The sequence below is a fragment of the Gardnerella sp. C0684A1 genome (assembly GCF_055326835.1).
In genome coordinates this window covers 294,429-310,331 of record NZ_JBLTSX010000001.1, presented here as the reverse complement: position 1 = coordinate 310,331, position 15,903 = coordinate 294,429, and the positions used below count along the sequence as shown (strand labels likewise).

At 48.5% G+C, this 15,903-nt stretch carries 25 protein-coding genes; all 25 read right to left on the bottom strand.

The features are described from left to right. Positions 1 to 91: 91 nt before the first annotated feature. Positions 92 to 1,432, bottom strand: coding sequence for a preprotein translocase subunit SecY (gene secY, locus ACNEUN_RS01360; protein ID WP_427875815.1), 1,341 nt, complete (start codon positions 1,430 to 1,432; stop codon positions 92 to 94). 201 nt (positions 1,433 to 1,633) lie between these two features. After that, complete coding sequence (gene rplO / locus ACNEUN_RS01355; protein ID WP_427875816.1) at positions 1,634 to 2,089, bottom strand: 50S ribosomal protein L15; 456 nt, start codon at positions 2,087 to 2,089, stop codon at positions 1,634 to 1,636. 2 nt (positions 2,090 to 2,091) lie between these two features. Further along, complete coding sequence (gene rpmD / locus ACNEUN_RS01350; protein WP_427875817.1) at positions 2,092 to 2,274, bottom strand: 50S ribosomal protein L30; 183 nt, start codon at positions 2,272 to 2,274, stop codon at positions 2,092 to 2,094. Next, positions 2,274 to 3,002, bottom strand: coding sequence for a 30S ribosomal protein S5 (gene rpsE, locus ACNEUN_RS01345; RefSeq protein WP_427875818.1), 729 nt, complete (start codon positions 3,000 to 3,002; stop codon positions 2,274 to 2,276). The genes rpmD and rpsE overlap by 1 nt, the downstream gene beginning before the upstream one ends. Continuing rightward, positions 2,999 to 3,370, bottom strand: a complete 372-nt coding sequence (rplR, locus tag ACNEUN_RS01340; protein ID WP_427875819.1) for a 50S ribosomal protein L18 — start codon at positions 3,368 to 3,370, stop codon at positions 2,999 to 3,001. Before rplR ends, rpsE begins: the two co-directional genes overlap by 4 nt. A gap of 1 nt (position 3,371) precedes the next feature. Then, the gene (gene rplF, locus ACNEUN_RS01335; RefSeq protein WP_427875820.1) at positions 3,372 to 3,911 is read right to left on the bottom strand and encodes a 50S ribosomal protein L6; all 540 of its coding nucleotides are present in this window, start codon (positions 3,909 to 3,911) and stop codon (positions 3,372 to 3,374) included. Positions 3,912 to 3,927: 16 nt separating this feature from the next. Beyond that, positions 3,928 to 4,326 carry a 30S ribosomal protein S8 gene (rpsH, locus tag ACNEUN_RS01330; protein ID WP_427875821.1) on the bottom strand — a complete coding sequence of 133 codons (399 nt, stop codon included), beginning with the start codon at positions 4,324 to 4,326 and terminating at the stop codon, positions 3,928 to 3,930. A gap of 87 nt (positions 4,327 to 4,413) precedes the next feature. Next, the gene (locus tag ACNEUN_RS01325) at positions 4,414 to 4,599 is read right to left on the bottom strand and encodes a type Z 30S ribosomal protein S14 (RefSeq protein ID WP_004114370.1); all 186 of its coding nucleotides are present in this window, start codon (positions 4,597 to 4,599) and stop codon (positions 4,414 to 4,416) included. 1 nt (position 4,600) lies between these two features. Beyond that, positions 4,601 to 5,173 carry a 50S ribosomal protein L5 gene (gene rplE, locus ACNEUN_RS01320; RefSeq protein WP_427875822.1) on the bottom strand — a complete coding sequence of 191 codons (573 nt, stop codon included), beginning with the start codon at positions 5,171 to 5,173 and terminating at the stop codon, positions 4,601 to 4,603. Further along, the gene (rplX, locus tag ACNEUN_RS01315; RefSeq protein WP_427875823.1) at positions 5,170 to 5,505 is read right to left on the bottom strand and encodes a 50S ribosomal protein L24; all 336 of its coding nucleotides are present in this window, start codon (positions 5,503 to 5,505) and stop codon (positions 5,170 to 5,172) included. Before rplX ends, rplE begins: the two co-directional genes overlap by 4 nt. Position 5,506: 1 nt before the next feature. Next, positions 5,507 to 5,875 carry a 50S ribosomal protein L14 gene (gene rplN, locus ACNEUN_RS01310; RefSeq protein WP_004114366.1) on the bottom strand — a complete coding sequence of 123 codons (369 nt, stop codon included), beginning with the start codon at positions 5,873 to 5,875 and terminating at the stop codon, positions 5,507 to 5,509. A gap of 92 nt (positions 5,876 to 5,967) precedes the next feature. Further along, positions 5,968 to 6,234: a 30S ribosomal protein S17 gene (rpsQ, locus tag ACNEUN_RS01305; RefSeq protein WP_004114365.1), complete on the bottom strand. Its 267-nt coding sequence runs from the start codon at positions 6,232 to 6,234 to the stop codon at positions 5,968 to 5,970. A gap of 2 nt (positions 6,235 to 6,236) precedes the next feature. Beyond that, positions 6,237 to 6,488 carry a 50S ribosomal protein L29 gene (rpmC, locus tag ACNEUN_RS01300; protein WP_004129054.1) on the bottom strand — a complete coding sequence of 84 codons (252 nt, stop codon included), beginning with the start codon at positions 6,486 to 6,488 and terminating at the stop codon, positions 6,237 to 6,239. Next, positions 6,488 to 6,907: a 50S ribosomal protein L16 gene (gene rplP, locus ACNEUN_RS01295; protein ID WP_075523715.1), complete on the bottom strand. Its 420-nt coding sequence runs from the start codon at positions 6,905 to 6,907 to the stop codon at positions 6,488 to 6,490. Before rplP ends, rpmC begins: the two co-directional genes overlap by 1 nt. Positions 6,908 to 6,911: 4 nt before the next feature. Further along, positions 6,912 to 7,727, bottom strand: coding sequence for a 30S ribosomal protein S3 (rpsC, locus tag ACNEUN_RS01290; RefSeq protein ID WP_463630297.1), 816 nt, complete (start codon positions 7,725 to 7,727; stop codon positions 6,912 to 6,914). A 2-nt stretch (positions 7,728 to 7,729) separates the two neighbouring features. Continuing rightward, on the bottom strand, positions 7,730 to 8,089 hold the full coding sequence (gene rplV, locus ACNEUN_RS01285) for a 50S ribosomal protein L22 (RefSeq protein ID WP_427875825.1): 360 nt from the start codon (positions 8,087 to 8,089) through the stop codon (positions 7,730 to 7,732). Between the two features lie 16 nt (positions 8,090 to 8,105). Beyond that, positions 8,106 to 8,384, bottom strand: a complete 279-nt coding sequence (rpsS, locus tag ACNEUN_RS01280) for a 30S ribosomal protein S19 (RefSeq protein WP_004114357.1) — start codon at positions 8,382 to 8,384, stop codon at positions 8,106 to 8,108. Positions 8,385 to 8,399: 15 nt separating this feature from the next. Further along, on the bottom strand, positions 8,400 to 9,230 hold the full coding sequence (rplB, locus tag ACNEUN_RS01275) for a 50S ribosomal protein L2 (RefSeq protein WP_427875826.1): 831 nt from the start codon (positions 9,228 to 9,230) through the stop codon (positions 8,400 to 8,402). Positions 9,231 to 9,265: 35 nt separating this feature from the next. Then, positions 9,266 to 9,562 (bottom strand): 50S ribosomal protein L23, encoded by a 297-nt coding sequence (gene rplW, locus ACNEUN_RS01270; RefSeq protein WP_427875827.1) that lies wholly within the window; start codon positions 9,560 to 9,562, stop codon positions 9,266 to 9,268. A gap of 5 nt (positions 9,563 to 9,567) precedes the next feature. Next, positions 9,568 to 10,233, bottom strand: coding sequence for a 50S ribosomal protein L4 (gene rplD / locus ACNEUN_RS01265; RefSeq protein WP_427875828.1), 666 nt, complete (start codon positions 10,231 to 10,233; stop codon positions 9,568 to 9,570). A gap of 4 nt (positions 10,234 to 10,237) precedes the next feature. Then, entirely contained in the window at positions 10,238 to 10,888 is a 651-nt protein-coding gene (gene rplC, locus ACNEUN_RS01260; RefSeq protein WP_463630294.1) for a 50S ribosomal protein L3, read from the bottom strand. 16 nt (positions 10,889 to 10,904) lie between these two features. Beyond that, the gene (gene rpsJ / locus ACNEUN_RS01255; RefSeq protein ID WP_003808013.1) at positions 10,905 to 11,213 is read right to left on the bottom strand and encodes a 30S ribosomal protein S10; all 309 of its coding nucleotides are present in this window, start codon (positions 11,211 to 11,213) and stop codon (positions 10,905 to 10,907) included. 491 nt (positions 11,214 to 11,704) lie between these two features. After that, positions 11,705 to 14,413, bottom strand: coding sequence for a bifunctional acetaldehyde-CoA/alcohol dehydrogenase (gene adhE, locus ACNEUN_RS01250; protein WP_463630291.1), 2,709 nt, complete (start codon positions 14,411 to 14,413; stop codon positions 11,705 to 11,707). 339 nt (positions 14,414 to 14,752) lie between these two features. After that, the gene (gene rpsI, locus ACNEUN_RS01245) at positions 14,753 to 15,241 is read right to left on the bottom strand and encodes a 30S ribosomal protein S9 (protein WP_427875831.1); all 489 of its coding nucleotides are present in this window, start codon (positions 15,239 to 15,241) and stop codon (positions 14,753 to 14,755) included. An 18-nt stretch (positions 15,242 to 15,259) separates the two neighbouring features. Beyond that, the gene (gene rplM / locus ACNEUN_RS01240) at positions 15,260 to 15,709 is read right to left on the bottom strand and encodes a 50S ribosomal protein L13 (RefSeq protein WP_427875832.1); all 450 of its coding nucleotides are present in this window, start codon (positions 15,707 to 15,709) and stop codon (positions 15,260 to 15,262) included. Positions 15,710 to 15,903: the final 194 nt, after the last annotated feature.

Sequence of the window (15,903 nt, the reverse complement as noted above, 5' to 3'; positions counted from 1 at the left end):
TTACATCAACATGTGCGCAAACTATGCAGCCTGCGCACATGCGAATACATTATATTATTTAATTAATGGTCACTATTCGTGAACTTGATTACTATTTAGCAGACTTTTCGGTCTCAGCATGATTAAATAAGAATCCAGCATACTGGAACTGTTCAGTCTGAGCCTTTGCCTGCCTCAAAGTATCCAAACCAACACCGGCGATAATCAGAATTGTAGTACCGCCGAATGGAAGCTTCATGTTTAAGTGCAAGGACATAATCAAGACTGTAGGAATAAGCGCAACGAACAGAAGATAAACAGCACCAACAGTATTAAGTCTGTTCATCACATAGCTCAAATAATGGCTTGTGGCACTTCCAGCACGTATACCTGGAATAAAACCACCATATTCCTTCATATTGTCTGCTGTCTCATCTGGATTAAAAGTAATCTCAGTGTAGAAGAAGCAGAAGAACACAATCATCAATGCATAAAGAGCAATATACCAGGCAGAAGTCGAATTAGCTAAGTTAGTTTCAATCCAATTGACCCAGCCCTTACGTTTATCGCCAAACTGTGCGATAAGCGTCGGAACAGCAAGAATAGACGAAGCAAAGATTGGTGGAATAACGCCACTCATATTAACCTTAAGAGGCAAGTAAGTGGAAGAACCGCCATACATTTTGCGGCCAATCATACGACGAGTGTACTGCACTGGGATACGACGCTGAGCGAGTTCCACAAAGTCAACAAATATAAGAATAACCAGAAGAACACCAACAACGATACCGAACTTATTCCAATCGCCGTTATAGCCGTTTGTTCCCCAGCCAATCTCCCATAACTTCGGAAGGAAGCCAGCGCAGATAGACATGAAGATTAATACTGACATACCTTGGCCAATACCTTTATCGGTAATGAGTTCTGCCATCCACATGATAAGACCAGTGCCGCCAGTCATGATAAGAACCATAACTACAAGGCTCCACATGCTTCCGTCTGGAATAACATTTCCGCACTGATAATTAAATAAAGCGCCGGAACGAGCAGTAACCAAAATCGTTGTGGACTGCAATATAGCCAAGCCAATGGTTAAATAACGAGTGTACTGCGTAAGCTTTGTCTCACCAGACTGACCTTCCTTGTGCAAAGCTTCAAAGCGTGGAATTACAACTCGCAACAACTGGATCACAATGGAAGCAGTGATGTAAGGCATAACACCAAGTGCAAAAATAGAAAGCTGCAAAAGGGATCCGCCAGAGAACAAGTTCACTAAGCCTATAAAGTTTTCGTTAGAAGAAGCCAACTTTACTGTGCAAGCATGAACAACTCTATAATCTACGCCTGGAATCGGGATAAATGAACCAATGCGGTAAATGATAATCATGGCGAAGACGAAGAGAATCTTATTCCTCAGCTCCTTCGTCCTGAAGGCCTGGATTAACGTTTTCACTTGGGTTTTCCTCCCTTTTCTCGCGCACTCCAAGGCGCAAACAGTGCAAAAAACAAACTCTGAGGCAATAGTTTATCTCACGGTACATACCGAACTATGCCGCAGTGAGTCTTAACAATAAAGTAATCCCCCTAGCCACTAAGCTAGAGGGATTACATATAGCTTTAATATCGCTTTAATTTCGCTCAAGCAGAGTAAAAACTACTCTTCGCTTACAGAGCCGCCAGCAGCTTCAATCTTGGACTTAGCGGAAGCAGAAGCCTTAACACCCTTAAGCGTCAAAGCAACAGTCAACTCACCATCGCCCAAAACCTTAACTGGATAGCCATCACGTACAGCGCCCTTAACTACCAAGTCAGCTACGGTAACTTCGCCACCCTGTGGGAAAAGTTCAGCAAGAGCCGCAACATTAACGACCTGGAACTCTTTCTTGAATGGGCTCTTGAAGCCACGAAGCTTTGGTAAACGCATGTAAAGTGGAAGCTGGCCACCTTCGAAGCCTGGACGCACTTGGTAACGCTTCTTTGTACCTTTGTCGCCACGGCCTGAAGTTTTACCCTTAGAGCCTTCACCACGACCCACACGGATGCGATCCTTCTTAGCTCCTGGAGCTGGACGCAAAGTGTGCATGTGCAGCATTGGTTCTTCGTTAGCCATAATCAGTCGACCTCCTCTACGCTCACCAAGTGGCGCACGGCCATGACCATGCCACGATTGACGGGGGTGTCTTCGCGAACTACGCTGTGGCCAATTTTATAAAGGCCAAGCGAATGAACATTTGCGCGCTGACGCTCGGTGGTGTGAACCAAACCGTGCACCAGAGTGATCTTCAAATTCGCCATCACTCACCATCCTTTGCTTCTGCAGACTTTGCAGCCTGAGCTTCTTCACGAGCTTTACGTGCTTCAGCAATACCGGTAGCACGCTCACGAAGCAAAGCATCAGGTGCGACTTCCTCGAGGGAAAGTCCACGACGAGCAGAAATCTCTTCTGGCTCTTCGAGCTTCTTCAAAGCATCCACAGTTGCACGAACCACGTTTACTGCGGTCGCAGAACCCATGGACTTGGTGAGAATATCAGTGATGCCTGCGCATTCCATAACTGCACGCACTGCGCCACCAGCAATTACACCAGTACCTGGAGCAGCTGGACGAAGTAACACAGTACCAGCAGCATCATGGCCGATTACCGGATGGGTAACAGTGCCACGAATGCGTGGAACGGTAAACATATGCTTCTTAGCATCAAGCTGACCCTTAGCGATAGCAGCTGGAACTTCGCGAGACTTACCGTAACCAACACCAACAGTGCCCTTACCGTCGCCAACAACAACAAGTGCTGCAAAGCTAAAAGTACGACCACCCTTGTGAGTCTTGGAAACACGATTAATAGTAACTACGCGATCCAGAAGTTCATCGCTATGATTTTCTTCACGACGGCTACGACGTTCGCCACGCTTGCCCTCGCCCTTATTACGGCGAGAACGGCGATCGTCATTGCGCTCCTCGGCGGATGCCTGAGTGTTCTGAGTTTCTTCAGCCACTTGGGTTTCCTTTTCGTTGTCGCTCACAGTGCCAGACCTCCCTGACGGGCGCCTTCAGCAACAGCTGCGACGCGACCATGATACTTATTACCGCCACGATCGAAGACAACAGCGGTGATGCCCGCTTCCTTCGCTCTAGCCGCGATAAGCTCGCCAACCTTGGTAGCAGCTTCGGTCTTAGTGCCGGTGAAGCCAGCGAAATCCGAAGTCAAAGTGGAAGCGCTAACAAGAGTAAGACCCTTGGTATCATCCACAATCTGAGCAACCATGTGACGGTTGGAACGAGAAACGACTAAGCGAGGACGTTCCGAAGTGCCGGAAATGCGCTTACGAAGACGGGCGTGACGACGCAAACGTGCGACTTTGGTACCCTTACCGAAAATCTTAACGCTCATATCACTTACCAGCCTTTCCAGCCTTGCGCAGGATACGTTCATCGGTGTACTTAATACCCTTACCCTTGTAAGGTTCTGGAGCACGAAGCTTACGAATGTTAGCAGCAACCTGTCCAACAGTCTGCTTATCAGTGCCCTTAACGATTACTTGGTTAGGATTTGGTAACTCGAAGTCAATACCTGCCGGTGGTTGAACGGTAATAGTGTGAGAATAACCGAGCGAGAACTCAATGCCCTTGCCCTTCATTACTGCACGATAACCGGTACCGACAATATCCAAAGTCTTGGTGTAGCCATCATGTACACCCTTCACCATGGAAGCAATGATTGAACGAGCAAGACCGTGCTTTGCACGAGTTGGACGCAAATCATCAACTGGAGTCAGAACAATCTGATTGTCAGCAACTTCCGCAGTGATGCCCTCTGGAATTACATAAGAATCAGAACCCTTAGCGCCCTTGACGCTGAAGGACTGACCTTCAATCTTTACTTCCACGCCTTGAGGAATGTCGACGGGGAGCTTACCAATATGCGATGCCATCTTCAGCTCTCCTTTCTCACCACACGTAGGCGACAATTTCGCCGCCAATGCCTCGTTCGAGGCATTCCTTCTGAGTCAACAATCCCGAGCTGGTCGAGATAATAGCGATACCGAGACCACCAAGAGGCATTGGCAAAGCATCAGACTTCGCATAGCGACGTAAGCCTGGCTTAGAAATACGCTTGATGCCCTGAATTGAACGCTGACCATTGGAACCATACTTCAAAGTAATTTCCAATGTCTGTCCAACCTTGGCTTCTTTAGCAGCGAAATCTTTAATATAGCCTTCGCGCTTCAGAATCTCAGCGATATTCGCCTTGAATTTGGAGTACGGCATTTCCACGATATCGTGCTTTGCCGCGCTCGCGTTACGCAGACGTGTCAACATGTCTGCGATAGGATCTGTCATTGTCATGTTGGGCTAACGCCCTTTCTCGCCGTGGTTTCCACCGCCTGTTTTCAGGATTCTAACCTTTAAGCAGTGGACCTTCAGCGTCGATATTTACCAACTGGACTTCGTAACACCCGGCAACTCACCGCGATGAGCCTTCTCACGAAGGCAAACACGGCACAGACCGAACTTGCGATACACGGAGTGAGGACGACCACAAACCTGGCAGCGCGTATAAGCGCGCACCTTGAACTTCGGCTTAGCGGCCGCCTTGTTTTTCAGAGCGGTTTTTGCCATTTCAGTTCTCCTTGAATGGGAAACCGAGGTGCTTAAGCAGCGACTTAGCTTCCACATCGTCCTTGGTGGTAGTCACCACGGTGATGTCCATACCACGCTGATGATCAATCGAGTCAGGATCAATCTCATGGAACATTGACTGTTCGGTAAGACCGAAATTGTAATTACCCTGACCATCGAACTGGTTGCCGTTAATACCGCGGAAATCGCGAATACGTGGCAAAGCCAGAGTGAGCAAACGATCCAAGAACTCCCACATACGATCACCACGAAGGGTAACGTAAGCACCGATAGCCTGTCCTTCACGAAGATGGAACTGGGCTACAGACTTCTTAGCCTTAGTAACCTTTGGCTTCTGACCGGTGATAAGGGTGAGATCCTTAATCGCGCCTTCAATGAGCTTGGAATCACGAGCAGCGGCACCGACGCCCATAGAGACGACGACCTTTTCTACACGAGCCACCTGCATTGGATTAGTGTGGCTGAATTCCTTCTCCAAGGCTGGAACGATTTCGTCCTTGTATTGCTGCTTTAAGCGCGGAGTTGCCGGCAACTCAACAGTAGTATCGGTCATGCCAGCTCCTTTCCGGACTTCTTGGCTACACGCACGCGCACGGTCTTAACCTTGCCGTCACGAGCCTCTTGCTTGACGATCACGCCAACGCGGGTAGGCTTCTTAGTCTCTGGGTCAATAACCATAACGTTAGAACGATGGATTGGAGCCTCAGTAGAGACAATGCCCGCCTGCTGACCCTGCTGGGTAGCGCGAACGTGCTTCTTGACGATTTGCACGCCTTCGACAATCAAACGGTCGTCGGCAAGTACGCGAAGTACCTTGCCATCTTTACCGCGATCCTTACCGCGGATAACCTTTACCTGGTCGCCGGTTTTAATCTTGGCTACCATATCAGATCACCTCCGGGGCAAGGGACACAATCTTCATGAAGCGCTTATCGCGCAATTCACGACCGACTGGTCCGAAGATACGAGTGCCCTTTGGTTCACGGCCGGAGCCGAGAATAACAGCGGCGTTCTCGTCGAACTTAATGTAGGAACCATCGACACGACGATGTTCCTTGACAGTACGGACGACGACAGCTTTAACTACGTCGCCTTTCTTGACCGACCCGCCAGGGATCGCGTCCTTGACGGAGGCGACGATGATGTCGCCGATGCCGGCATAGCGTCGCTTCGATCCACCGAGCACGCGGATGGCAAGCAATTCCTTAGCACCCGTGTTGTCGGCGACATGAAGCCGCGTTTCCTGCTGAATCATTGATTCTCCTTAGCCGAGCTGGTTCTCCCCACTCACCCGTGAATATTCATATGAATAAACACGGGTGAAGTGCGGAGCCTTGCCGAACTTGTTTACTTGGCGCGCTCGATAATCGAGTCGAGACGCCAACGCTTGGTCTTGCTCAAAGGCCGAGTTTCCATAATACTCACGAGGTCGCCAATATGCGCCTCATTGTGTTCATCATGGGCCTTGACCTTGCGGGTGGAGCGAACGACTTTACCATAAAGTGGATGAGTCGAACGCTGCTCCAACTCAACGGCAATCGTCTTGTCCATGGCTTCGGACACGACGTAGCCGCGACGAACCTTGCGGAAGTTGCGCTCTTGGTTCTCAGCCATGCTTACTTCTCCTTGACCTCAGTGGCGCCCGGCTCTTGGCTGATGCCGAGTTCACGCTCACGCAGGACAGTATACATCCTGGCTATGTCGTGCTTGACCGCCTTGAGGCGAGCGCTGTTTTCGAGTTGGCCAGTTGCTGCCTGGAAGCGCAAGTTAAAAAGCTCTTCCTTGGACTTCTTCAAGAAGCCTTCAATTTCAGCATTGGTCTTCTCGTTTAAATTCTTGATGGTGTAGTCTGCAGTTCCGACTGGCATCAGATGTCACCGCCTTCACGCGCAATAACACGGCATTTCATAGGGAGCTTATCGATGGCGCGGCGCAAAGCCTCGCGAGCGATATCCTCAGAAACGCCACCGATCTCGAACATTACGCGACCTGGGTGAATGTTGGCGATCCAGAATTCTGGAGCACCTTTACCGGAACCCATTCGCGCACCAAGCGGGTGCTTGGTCAACGGGCGATCAGGGAACACTGTAATCCACACACGACCGCCACGCTTGATGTAGCGGGTCATGGCGATACGAGCAGCCTCGATCTGGCGGTTAGTGATGTACGCCGGAGCCAGCGCCTGAATACCGAAATCGCCGAAAGCGATTGCGGTTCCACCCTTAGACATGCCGCTACGGGTAGGACGGTGCTGCTTGCGATATTTGGTCCTCTTTGGGATAAGCATCTGCTCACTCCTTCGTTTCCGTTGCGGCAGGAGCTTCAGCAGCTGCAGCTTCAGCTGGCTTTTCAGCCTGTGCTTCAGCAGCCTTCTGCTGGTTAGCAGGACGTGCACCACGACGTGGACGACGATCGCCACGGCGACCTTCACGCTTACCCTGCTGAGCCTGCTGCTCTTCAAACTCACGCTCAGTCATATCACCCTTGTAGATCCAGACCTTTACGCCAATACGGCCGTAAGTGGTCTTAGCTTCGAAGAAGCCGTAATCGATAAGGGCGCGAAGGGTCTGCAGTGGAACGCGACCCTCACGATAGAACTCAGAACGGCTCATTTCGGCACCACCAAGGCGACCGGAGAGCTTGATACGGATACCCTTGGCGCCGGCGCGCATAGCGTCCTGCTGTGCCTTACGCATAGCACGACGGAATGTAACACGGTTCGTCAACTGTTCCGCAATACCCTGAGCTACCAACTGAGCGTCAAGTGCAGCATTCTTTACTTCGAAGATATTGAGCTGTACTTGCTTGCCCGTGAGCTTCTCGAGCTTTTCACGAACACGCTCGGCTTCAGCGCCACGGCGACCGATAACAATACCCGGACGAGCAGTGTGAATATCCACACGCACACGATCACGAGTACGCTCGATAACGATGCGGGACACGCCAGCACGTTCGAGGTCATGGCTCATTTCCTTGCGAATCTTGTCATCCTCAAGGACAAAGTCACGATAACGCTCGCCAGCTTTGTTGGAATCGGAGAACCACTTAGAACGATGATTCTCTGTAATGCCCAGGCGATAGCCGAAAGGATTGATCTTCTGACCCATCTTTAGCGTGCTCCTTCCTGAAGCGAGACGATAACAGTGATATGGCTGGTACGCTTATTAATGCGCGCAGCGCGACCCTGTGCACGAGCACGGAAACGCTTCAACGTTACGCCCTCATCCACATAGGTTTCCTTGATGACCAAGTCCTGCTCACGGAATGGTTCACCGGCTTTTTCAGCCTTAACGCGAGCATTAGCGATCGCGCTTTCAAGAACCTTGCGCACCGGCAAAGATGCGTCCTGAGGAGCAAACTTAAGAATGGTAATAGCTTCGACTGCACGCTTGCCTCGGATGAGGTCGACCATGCGGCGAGCCTTGCGCGGCGTCACGCGGACGTGACGAGCGATTGCTTTAGCTTCCATGTGTCCTAACTCTCCTTTAGCGGCGTGCCTTTTTGTCGTCCTTCACATGACCCTTGAAGGTCTTGGTCGGGGCGAACTCACCGAGCTTATGACCAACCATGGCTTCGGTAACGAATACCGGCACATGCTTGCGGCCATCGTGTACGGCAAAGGTATGTCCAATGAAATCAGGAGTGATCATCGAACGACGCGACCACGTCTTAATGACGTTATGCGTGCCCTTGTCGTTTTGCTCGTCGACTTTCTTCTGCAAGTGGGCGTCGACGAAAGGGCCCTTCTTGATGCTACGAGTCATCTATTCGACACTCCCTTACTTGCGATTCTTACCATTCGGGCGACGACGAACAATCATCTTGTTCGAAGCCTTCTTTGGACGACGTGTACGAACTTCGCCCTTGCCCCATGGAGAAACTGGCGGCTTGCCACCACGGGTACGACCACCATGTGGATGGTCCACAGGGTTCATGGATTCGCCTCGTGTGACTGGTCTGCGACCAAGCCAACGAGCACGACCAGCCTTACCAAGCTCAATATTTGCGTGATCGGAGTTACCGACTTCGCCAATCGTAGCGCGGCAACGAGCGTCCACGTTACGAATTTCGCCAGATGGCATACGCAACTGAGCGTAAGCACCATCCTTTGCTACGAGCTGAACGGCTGCACCTGCGGAACGAGCAATCTTTGCGCCACCAAGTGGGCGAAGTTCGATTGCATGAACCACGGTACCAGTTGGAATGTTCTTAAGAGGCAGGTTGTTACCTGGCTTAATATCAGCCTGAGCACCAGTCTCAATAACATCACCCTGGGCAACGCCTTCAGGAGCGATAATGTAACGCTTCTCACCATCTGCATAATGCAGAAGAGCGATGCGAGCGGAACGGTTAGGGTCATACTCAATATGAGCAACCTTTGCTGGCACGCCATCCTTGTCCCAACGCTTAAAATCGATGAGACGGTACTGACGCTTATGACCGCCACCGCGATGGCGAGAAGTCATGCGGCCGTAAGAGTTACGACCACCAGTTTTGCTGAGTTTGCGTACCAGCGACTTTTCAGGCGTAGAGCGCGTGATTTCGGCAAAATCCGAAACCGATGCGTTGCGACGGCCTGCAGTCGTCGGCTTATAAACGCGGATAGCCATAATATAGTCTTCCTTTAACTTTTCTCGGCTAGCCTTCAGTTACCAAAGATATCGATCGTCTGGCCTTCAGCTACGGTGACAATAGCACGCTTCTGATTCACACGACGGCCAAAACCGGTGCGAGAGCGCTTCAACTTGCCAGCGCGGTTAAGAGTATTGACGTTCGTTACCTTGACTTTGAAGATTTCTTCGACAGCCTGCTTGATCTGAACCTTGTTTGCATCTGGAGCCACAACGAAAGTGTACTGACCACGATCTGCAGCTGCATAGCTTTTTTCAGAAACAACTGGCTTCAAAATGACGTCATGTGCTGGGTTATGGACTGCGACCATGTAAATCAGGCCTCCTTAACGACAGGCTCGGTCTTAGCAGCAACGAAGGCATCAAAACCTTCCTTGGTGAAGACTACATACTGAGCCGTGATGACATCATAGGTGTTGAGCTGATCTGCAAAGATCACATGCACCGTTGGAATATTACGAACAGACATCCACTCGTTGATGTTTTCGCGGGAAAGCACAACAGTAGTGAACTGGTTCTTGGTCACTGGGGTGAGTGCTGCAACAGCAGACTTGGTTGAAGGAACATCCTTAATACCAAGATCAACTACAGCAATACGTCCAGCATTTGCACGATCAGACAAAGCATAGCGAAGAGCAGCTGCCTTCATCTTCTTTGGAGTACGCTGATCATACTTGTGAGGAACTGGACCGTGTACAACACCACCATGTACCCACTGAGGAGCACGAATGGAGCCTTGACGAGCACGACCAGTGCCCTTCTGCTTCCAAGGCTTCTTGCCGCCGCCGGATACGTTAGCGCGATTCTTAACTGCGTGCGTGCCCTGACGAGCAGCAGCGAGCTGAGCGATAACGACCTGATGAACAAGTGGGCCATGAGCCAACACATCTTCGTTGGAGATGCCGAAGATTTCAGCAGGAGCTTCAACAGTACCGTTGGCATTACCCTTAGTATCAGTGACGTTCAGAGTTACGTTTGCCATAGCTTCAGGCTCCCTTCACTGCCGAACGGACAAGAACGATAGCACCCTTAGGACCTGGAACAGCGCCCTTAATGGCGAGAATACCGTTCTCGACATCCGAAGAAACGATGGTGAGGTTGAGCGCGGTAGAAGTCACATGACCCATGCGACCAGCCATACGCTTGCCCTTCAAAATGCGGCTCGGAGTTGCGCATGCGCCCACAGAACCTGGGCGACGTTCGTTCTTGTGTGAGCCGTGAGTACGACGATAGGACTTGAAGCCCCAACGCTTAATAGTGCCAGCGAAACCTTTACCTTTGGTAGTTCCGGTGACATCTACTTCAGAACCCTCAGCGAATAATTCAGCAGTCAATTCCTGACCTGGCTGATAATCTGCTGCATTCTCAGTACGCACCTCAGCGAGGTGACGACGAGGAGTCACGCCAGCCTTAGCAAAGTGACCAGCCAATGGCTTGGTTACCTTGGTAGGATCGATCTGGCCATAACCGAGCTGAACAGCGCTATAGCCGTCAGTTTCCACGGTTTTTACAGCAGTTACTACGTTTGTAGCAACTTCAACCAGAGTTACGGGGACGAAGAAGCCGTTCTCATCCCAAACCTGCGACATACCCAGCTTACGGCCGAGCAGAGCGGTGCGATTCTTATTCTGCGACATTACTTTCTCCCCCTTCCTACAGCTTGATCTCGATGTTGACATCCGCAGGCAGGTCAATGTGCATCAAAGAATCCACAGCCTTTGGCGTTGGATCGACGATGTCTATGAGGCGCTTATGAGTGCGCATCTCGAAATGCTCGCGAGAATCCTTGTACTTGTGAGGAGAACGGATAACAACAAACACGTTCTTCTCGGTCGGCAGAGGAACCGGACCCACTACTGTGGCGCCCGCGTTCGTCACCGTCTCGACGATTTTCTTCGCCGATTGGTCGATGACCTCATGGTCATAGGACTTAAGCCTGATGCGGATTTTCTGTCCCGCCATTGCCGTCCGCCCTTTCTAGCGATTCGTTTACTGTTTACCAACCTGTATGATAAGGGCACCGGAGAGAATAGACACTCAAGGTCATTCCACATCAGTGCGCAGCACCGGTATTTCTTACGGCGTAAAAAATTCCGTTTCCGCGCTCGCTTTTTTTAATTCCAATATGCGAGCCTTAAAAACAGGCAACTGAACAATTAAACCATCACATGTGGATTATTAAAAACCGGGCGTGTCGGCTATTTTTCAACCGTTTTAGGCAATTGCAATACACCTTTTACAATCATCGTTACGTTTTCAATTTTCAAAAATACCAGCAAAAATACCAGCAAAAATATAAACAGAAATTGCCGGCAAAAATATAAACAAAAATGGCAGTAGCTACAATTAGTGCAACTACTGCCATTTTGTACTAAATACACGTTATTTAACGCAATTTATATTTTAAATTAAACGATTCAAATAAATACATTTAATTCGCATTTATTTAGCATTTACTTCGATTCGCGTTCTTTGCGCAAACGATGGCCTTCTTCTTGAGAAACTCCATAATACGCTGCAATAGCAATATCTTTCATATCCTCAATCTGAGGGATTCTTGGATTTGCCGGCGCACACTGATCCTCATACGCGCGCATACCGATTTGTTCAAGAATCGACCAATAATATTCTTCGTCAACTCCGCATGCCTTGAATGAACCATCCATACCAAGCACATTATCGCGATAATTTTCTACTGCGCTTGCTAATTTCTCTACTGCTTCTTCTGCACTAGAGCCGGTATCCAATCCAAGATTCTTCGCAAGCTGCTGATATCGTTCCGGAGCAACATAACGATTATACTTTGGCCAGCTCGTAGCTTCTTGAGGAACCTGACCGTTGTAACGAATCACATATGGAAGCAAAATAGCGTTCGTGTGTCCGTGAACAACATGGCACAAAGCACCAATTGTGTGAGCCATTGCGTGGCACATTCCAAGGAATGCAGATCCAAATGCCATTCCAGACATAGTTGCTGCGTTATGCATCTTCTCTTGAGCTTGAACTTTGCGCTGAGAATCTTCAGAATTTACAGAATCGTTAAGATTTTCCCAAATAAGCTTTGATGCGTGCAAAGCCATAGCATCCGTAAAATCATTCGCATAAACAGAGGTGAAAGCCTCAATCGAATGAGTTAATGCGTCGAAACCGGCATCGCAAGCTAAGCGTCTCGGCTGAGTGCGAGCCAAAACAGGATCTACTATTGCAACCGATGGAGTAAGCGCGTAATCGGTAATCGGATACTTGTAGCCAGTTTTGTGATCAGTAATAACAGCGTAAGGCGTTACCTCAGAACCTGTGCCGGAAGATGTAGGTATGCACACAAGTTTCGCTTTTGCGCCAAGAGGTGGGATCTTAAATGCGCGCTTTCTGATATCAAAGAACTTTTCTCTCACGTCTGCGAAAGAAATTTCCGGATGTTCATAAAGCAACCACATGATCTTTGAAGCATCCATAGGAGATCCGCCACCGACAGCAATAATTGTGTCTGGCTGGAACTCATCGCGCATCATTTTAGCTCCGCGCTCTACAGTTTCTACGCTAGGTTCTGGCTCTACGTAATCAATAATTCTAAACGTTACGCGATTTTCTCTAGCTCGCAATTGGTCGATAATCTTATCAACTACTCCAAGCTGTTCCATAACTTTGTCGCATACTATAACAGCACGGTTTACATTGTACATATCGCGCAAGTAGCGTATTGCATTCGGCTCAAAATATGTTTTTGCCGGAATCTTGAACCATTGCATATTATTATTCCTTCGTGCAATTCGTTTAATATTAAGAAGGTTTACTGCCTGTACATTTCCAGAAACTGAATTTCCGCCATAAGAACCGCAACCAAGCGTCAATGAAGGTGCGATTGCGTTGTAGATATCGCCTACTCCGCCTAGAGATCCTGGGGAATTCCATATAATGCGGCAGGCGTGCATGCGACTTCCGTATTCACGCGCAAGTTCTTGATTATTTGTGTGAATAACAGCAGTATGTCCAGCACCGTGAATCAGCATTTTTTCGCACATTTCGAAAGCCTCTTCTTTATTTTCAGCTTTCAAAATTGCGTGCACAGGAGCCAGCTTTTCCATTGTAAGCGGCTCCATTTCGCCAACTTCCTTGCACTCAGATATTAAGATAACTGCATCATCTGGAACTTCAAAACCTGCAGCATGCGCAATAAACTGAGGTGATTTTCCTGGTACTACAGAATTCAATTTTGGCATTTGACCTGAGTACGCTGTGCATCCAAACATATACTGTTCGAGTTTCGCTTTTTCTTCGGCATTAACGAAATACGCTTTGCGACGTTTTAGCTCGCATACAAGAGGATCATAAATGTCTTTGTGAGCTATAATTGCCTGCTCAGTTGCGCAAATCATGCCGTAATCAAAATGCTTAGAAAGCACTAAATCGTTCGCAGCTCTCACAATATCAACATCTGCATCTACGTATGCTGGGGCGTTGCCTGGTCCAACACCTAGTGCAGGTTTTCCTGAAGAGTATGCTGCTTTAACCATTCCAGGCCCACCTGTTGCAAGAATAGTTGCAATATCAGGATGTTTCATTAATGCACCGGTAGCTTCAATAGAAGGATGCTCAATCCACTGAATGCAGTTTTCTGGAGCACCTGCTTCTATAGCAGCATCTCGCACGATACGTGCAGCTTCCGATGAGCATTTCTGAGCGAACGGGTGGAAACCAAAAATAATTGGGCAACGAGTTTTTAATGCTATAAGTGACTTAAAAATAGTTGTAGAAGTAGGATTAGTTACAGGCGTTACACCAGCAACTATTCCAACTGGCTCGGCTATTTCATCAATTCCAAGAACATCGTCTTCGCGAATAATTCCTACTGTACGCTGTCCTGCTAAGTAATGCGTAATATGTTCGCATGAAAATATATTTTTTGTGGCTTTATCTTCTACTAAACCACGTCCTGTTTCATCAACAGCCATTTTTGCTAGCACTAAATGCTTATTTAATGCTGCAACAGAGGCCTTTGCTACGATATGATCAACTTGCTTTTGATCTAATTTTTCAAATTCGATTAGTGCAAGCTTAGCTTTTTCTGCAAGTTCATTAACTTCATTCTGTGCATCAGTTGCTGCTTGCTCACGCTCACCATTGGGCTTTTCTGCTTCGGCTTTTTTCAGCGCCTCAACCATTGCGTCCTCCTTGATCAAATGTTGAACCTGAGTATTCACATCAGAGTATCAACTCACTCAATTTTGTGATACAGGTCACAATTTAGTAGATCTTGTGTATTATTTCCACTTTACAGCGAGTTGAGCTTTTTATGATTGAGAGCGGTAGCCTTATGTTCGTTAATTTTGCTATTTTGTTAATTTCTATGTGAGATTTTCTAATGAACGTGCAGGAATGTTATGTTTACTCGTGCGTTGCGAACTATTTTTAACATTCAGATTTATTGATACTGCGTTACGTATACAAAAATGGCTTCCAGCCAAAGCCAGAAGCCATTGAAAATATAAATTCTGCGAAACTTAACGCTTCGAGAACTGAGGTGCACGACGTGCCTTGTGCAAACCAGCCTTCTTGCGTTCCACAACGCGAGCGTCGCGAGTCAAGAAGCCAGCCTTCTTCAAAGCAATACGGTTTGCATCGCGATCGATAGCATTCAATGCGCGAGCAACACCCAAACGAATAGCACCTGCCTGACCAGTAGTGCCACCACCGTCTACAAGCACGACAACGTCAAACTTACCCTCAAGCTTCAAAAGAACAATTGGGGAGTTAACTTCGCGCTGCAAAAGGCGAGATGGGAAGTATTCTTCCAAAGTACGGCCATTAATAGTCCACTTGCCAGAGCCTGGAACTAAACGCACACGAGCTACAGCTTCCTTACGACGACCAGTACCATAACCTGGCTCAATAGCTGAAGTACCAGTACCGGCACCAGCATTAGTCTCGGTAGTGTAGTTGGTCAGTTCTTCTTCATTTTCAAGAACCGCGGAGTTGTTGTTATCTGCCATAATCTATTCTCCTTGATCTCACTTAGCCTGCTGAGAGACCTTAGCGATCTCGAAGACCTGTGGCTTCTGCGAAGTGTGTGGATGCTCGGCGCCAGTGAATACACGGAGGCGATCAAGCTGCACCTTAGCAAGACGATTCTTTGGAAGCATGCCCTTGACGGCAGCCACGATAATACGCTTTGGATTCTTCTCCAAAAGCTCTGCATAGCTGTCACGACGAAGGCCACCTGGACGACCAGAGTGGGAATACAGTTCCTTGCTCAACTTGTTGCCAGTCAAAGCAATCTTTTCTGCGTTAATGATAATAACGTGATTGCCAGAATCAGCGTGTGGAGCAAATGTTGGCTTATTCTTACCACGCAGCAAAATGGCTACCTGAGTGGCCAAACGACCGAGAACCACATCAGTGGCATCGATAATGTACCAGTCATGAGTCAAATCTGCTGGTTTCGGTGTGAAAGTCTTCACAATCGTACCTTTTCTCTATTGTGTTTCGAGCTTGCGTTTCCTTAGGTTTTATAGGAAATACTTTGCTCATAATCCGTGGGCTCCCTGAAAGTCCTCGATGGCGAGTGGGAAAAGCGCTTTGAAGGACCCCTTAGGGAAACACAACAATCTATAAGTATATCGCCGCCTGCAGACTATAGCAAATTATTTATAGC